Here is a 3,890-nt window from a genome sequence, read left to right as displayed (position 1 = left end):
GCCTGCCTGGGCGTCGACCAGGCCATCCCGGCATCGATGCAGGCCGACGTGATCGATGAGGACACGGCGGCCGGTGGCGGCGGGCGCGCGGGCCTCTACTTCGGGCTTTGGGGGCTGGCGACCAAGCTGGCCATCGCGCTGGGCGTGGGCCTGGCGTTTCCGGTGCTCGAGCTGGCCGGTTTCGATGCCAGGATCGACAACGACGCCACCGCGCTGTGGACGCTGAGCCTGCTCTACGCGGTGCTGCCGGTGATCATCAAGCTGTGCGTGGTGCCGGTGGTGTGGAACTTCCCGCTGGACCGCCATCGCCACGCCGAACTGCGCTCGGCCATCGGCTGAGCCACGCTCATCAGCGATGCGACGCTGTCACCGGTCCGTCCCGAACACCGATTCGGTCAGATCGGACAGCTCAGCGGCCAGATATTCCGGAGTAATGCGGTTGGCGGGCAGACGCAGGTCCTGATGCCCGTGCTCGGATTGCTTGAGCACGCCGAACTCGTCCTCGGCCACGTGCTTGATCTCAATGTACCCGGAATTCCACGGCACCAGGTTGGCCATGGTCGTGGCGAAACGGACGGAGGCCTGCCCGAACAGCAGCTTGCCGGCGCTGCTCGCCGCCGGAGCGACGTCGTGCTTGACCTCGGCGACATAACCGACCCGCTCGGCGGCCTTCGCCACCTCCCGGAACAGGGGTTCTACAACGGTCACGAGCAATTCGTGAGCGGCCTCCGCATCGGCGGCGAGCCGCGCCCTGGCGCGCGCCATTTCCTCCTGCTCCCGTTGTCGCTTCTCGTCGTCAGCGTCTTTCAGCTCCCTGAAATGCCGGTCCCAATCCGTTTGCGCGGTGTCGATGAGTGAATTCACAGCCCTGGCCGATTGCAATGATCCGAGTGAACGCCATGCGTACGCCGCCAAACGGGCGACGTGCTGGCAAAGTGATAACCGCGCCAGCCCTGAACAGGCGTTGAACGCGTCGAGGATAAGGCGGCGGCCAATCCTGGCTTGCGACCGGCGACCAACGTGCGGGCACGCCGGCTGAGCGGCCACATCGCGTTAACATTCCAGGCATGACCGACTCGCCAACGAACTACTCGCTGGACGCCGACACAACCCTCGACCGGCTCGCGAAAACCGACCGACTGCTGATCATTCAGGACCTGGACGGCGTCTGCATGGGGCTGGTGCGCGATCCGCTGACCCGCCGCATGGAGCGCCGCTACATCGAGGCCGCGCGCCGGCTGGACGGCGGGTTCTACGTGCTGACCAACGGCGAACACATCGGCCGGCGCGGCGTGAACCGAATCGTCGAGCAAGCCATGGACGCGGCGCATCACGCCGGCGAACGGGGCCTTTACCTGCCCGGCCTGGCGGCCGGCGGCGTGCAGTTGCAGGACCGCCATGGCGCGGTCACCCACCCCGGCGTCAGCGACGCGGAGCTGGCCTTTCTGCAAGCGGTGCCGGCCAAGGCCGAGCGGTTTCTGATCGACCTGCTCACGCGGCCGCCATTCGACCTGACGGAGGCGGACGCGACAGCGCTGGCGGCCACCTGCGTGCTGGACAACCCGGCCTCGCCGACCGTGAACCTGAACCCGCTGCATCATCGGTTCGGCGATGTGCCCGAGCACTACGTCACCGCCCAGCGCGAGACCGTGGCATTCGTCGACGGGCTGCTGCGTCAGGCGGCGGACGCCGGCCTCGCCGGTGCCTTCTTCGTTCACTACGCGCCGAATCTCGGTCGCGGTGCGGACGGACTCGAGCGCGTAAAATTCGCCGATGGCGACAACGCCGGCACCACCGACTTCCAGTTCATGATCCGGGGCGCGATCAAGGAAGTCGGCGTGCTGGTGATTCTCAATCACTACTTCCACCGGCTCACCGGAGACTGGCCGCTGGGCGAGTCATTCAACGCCCGCGAGGCGCCGCAAAGCCACGACGAACTGCTGGCGCTGGCGAAGAAGCGCTTCGATCCGAAACTGATGCCGCGCATCGTTGGCGTCGGCGACACGCTCACGTCCTATCCGGAGACCGACGGCGACACGGTTCGCCATCAACGCGGCGGCAGCGATCGCGGCTTTCTGACCCTGGTCCAGGAGCTGGGGCAGGCCTTCGGCACCGACAACGTAGTGATTTACGTGGACAGCAGCACCGGCGAGGTCCGGCGCCCGGGCGTGGATGAAGCGCGTCTGCGCCAGGCAACCGGAGATCCGGCCAGGGCCGTGGCCGCGCTGGAAGGCATCAGCGATGCCGACGACCCGCTACGACCGAACCTGATCCTGCCCGGCGGACATCCGCAGTATGTCGACTGGTTCTGCGCGCTGGCGGAGCGGCGTCAGACACTCGCGCCGACGTGATCGTCGGCCCGACGCCCGAAATTCGCGTCGTCGTTGGCGGCGGGCCGCCGCAGAATCTCCCGCTGCGAACGCATGCGCCGGAACGCTTCGATCCAGTCGGACGGCTTCGGCAGCGATGGCGGGGCATAGACGATCATCGCGCCGTGTTCCGTCAGCTCCAGCAGCAGCCCGTCACTGTCCACATGCGTTCTGAACACCTCACCCTGCACCAGCGATGACAGGGCGTCGGTGAAGTCCGACTGCCGCACCCGCATGTCGCCGAGCTTGGCGCGAATCGTCGACATGTGAATGCGACCTCCCGGGGGAATCGAGTAGGCGTTGACGGTGTCGATGATGGCGTTGCGGACGGCGGCGATCGCGGCAAGCGCTTTGTCCATGACGAATTCCTCCGGAGCGGGACAACGGGCGACTTGTTGGCTATCGGCCGGACGCGGACGAGCTTGACCCCGGTGACCAACGCCTCAGGCAGCGGGCGGTTGCTCACCCCGGCGGTAGGCGTCGATCCGGTCCCGCATCGCCGCCCAGCGCTCAAGACTTTCCGGTGGCCAGAGTTCATCGCGGTCGTAGTAGATGTCCATCACCGGCGCATCGCCGGACAGCCGCAGCCAGGGCTGTTTCGACTCGGCGAAGATGTGCACGTCCGGTGGCCAGCGATCCGGCGCGTCCAGCGTGCCGACCCGGACGAAGCTGATCAGCGATCCGGCGCCTGCATAGTGGCTCCACAGCGCGACGTGGCAGTCCGGGCAGCGGAGCACGTCCTGTCCCTTGCCGCTGTTCGACGGCGTGTGCACGCAGACCGGCTCGCCTCGCAACACCGTCACGCGATCGGACTCGATCATCGCGTTCAACGCGAACGCCGCGCCGCTCTCCCGCTGGCACCAGCGGCAATGACAGCAGTGCACGAACAGCGGGGCCGATGTCAGGCGGTAGCGGACACGGCCACAGGTACAGCCCCCGTCGATCGAGCCGGACGATGCCTCGCCCTGCTCAGTGTTCATGGACGTCTTCCGTCAGATGCTGGTCGAAAAACGCCAGCGTCCGCTCCCAGGCGATCTTCCCGTCGCGGGTGCCGCGGCCGGCGGAACGGAAGCCGTGCGGAATGTTGTAGACATTGGCATCCAGGCGATCACCCAGCAGCTCCTTCAGCCGCTCACGTCGCTTCTTCGGACAGAACGGGTCGACCCGGCTCCAGTGCCCCTGCATCCGCTTGACCGACGCCAAACCGTCCTCTTCCTGGAACGGCAGGCCCGCGCCCTGCAGCCCGAACGAGTGGTGGTAAACCACCGGCGCCTCCATGTCATCGCGCATCGCCGCCTGAATCACGAACCCGCCAGTCAGACACATGCCGATGATCCCGAGGCGGCCGTTGCAGACATCGTCCTGCTTCAACTGGTCGAGCAGCGCGTCGATTTCGCGATAAAGCGGACTCGACGCCGAATTGATCCGGCCGACGGAGCGGACCGCCGCCCGGACGCAGTAGTCGATGGCCCTGCCGCTGAACAGGTCCGGCAGCCAGACCACATAGCCGCGACTGGCCAG

The 3,890-nt window shown here is 66.9% G+C and carries 6 protein-coding genes; 2 read left to right on the top strand and 4 right to left on the bottom strand.

The genetic code is table 11. From position 1 onward, the window contains the following. The coding region (locus ABNS06_RS12285; protein ID WP_348674891.1) for an MFS transporter at positions 1–339 on the top strand (339 nt) is incomplete at its 5' end. A gap of 27 nt (positions 340–366) precedes the next feature. Here ABNS06_RS12285 and ABNS06_RS12280 read toward each other — a convergent pair. Beyond that, a complete protein-coding gene (locus ABNS06_RS12280; protein WP_348674890.1) occupies positions 367–1,047 on the bottom strand; it encodes a hypothetical protein in 681 nt (226 codons plus the stop codon). Positions 1,048–1,067: 20 nt separating this feature from the next. On the opposite strand from ABNS06_RS12280, the gene stpA reads away from it, so the two are divergent. Next, positions 1,068–2,351: a glucosylglycerol 3-phosphatase gene (stpA, locus tag ABNS06_RS12275; RefSeq protein WP_348674889.1), complete on the top strand. Its 1,284-nt coding sequence runs from the start codon at positions 1,068–1,070 to the stop codon at positions 2,349–2,351. Here stpA and ABNS06_RS12270 read toward each other — a convergent pair. The 3 genes from ABNS06_RS12270 to ABNS06_RS12260 all read right to left on the bottom strand — a co-directional run. Next, positions 2,330–2,728 carry a hypothetical protein gene (locus tag ABNS06_RS12270; protein WP_348674888.1) on the bottom strand — a complete coding sequence of 133 codons (399 nt, stop codon included), beginning with the start codon at positions 2,726–2,728 and terminating at the stop codon, positions 2,330–2,332. The two genes, stpA and ABNS06_RS12270, sit on opposite strands and share 22 nt — an antisense overlap. Before the next feature lie 84 nt (positions 2,729–2,812). Then, entirely contained in the window at positions 2,813–3,349 is a 537-nt protein-coding gene (locus tag ABNS06_RS12265; RefSeq protein WP_348674887.1) for a GFA family protein, read from the bottom strand. Next, positions 3,339–3,890: dienelactone hydrolase family protein (locus tag ABNS06_RS12260; protein ID WP_348674886.1), on the bottom strand; the 552-nt coding region annotated here is incomplete at its 5' end. The genes ABNS06_RS12265 and ABNS06_RS12260, both read right to left, overlap by 11 nt.

Source organism: uncultured Abyssibacter sp. (genome assembly GCF_964000955.1).
Lineage (GTDB): Bacteria > Pseudomonadota > Gammaproteobacteria > Nevskiales > OUC007 > Abyssibacter.
Note: the sequence above shows the minus strand (reverse complement) of the source record. Positions and strands in the feature narration are given on the sequence as shown.

Excerpts from the sequence above, each read along its gene's own strand:
- stpA (WP_348674889.1), top strand. The coding sequence starts at position 1,068 with ATGACCGACTCGCCAACGAACTACTCGCTGGACGCCGACACAACCCTC.
- ABNS06_RS12270 (WP_348674888.1), bottom strand. The coding sequence starts at position 2,728 with ATGGACAAAGCGCTTGCCGCGATCGCCGCCGTCCGCAACGCCATCATC.
- ABNS06_RS12265 (WP_348674887.1), bottom strand. The coding sequence starts at position 3,349 with ATGAACACTGAGCAGGGCGAGGCATCGTCCGGCTCGATCGACGGGGGC.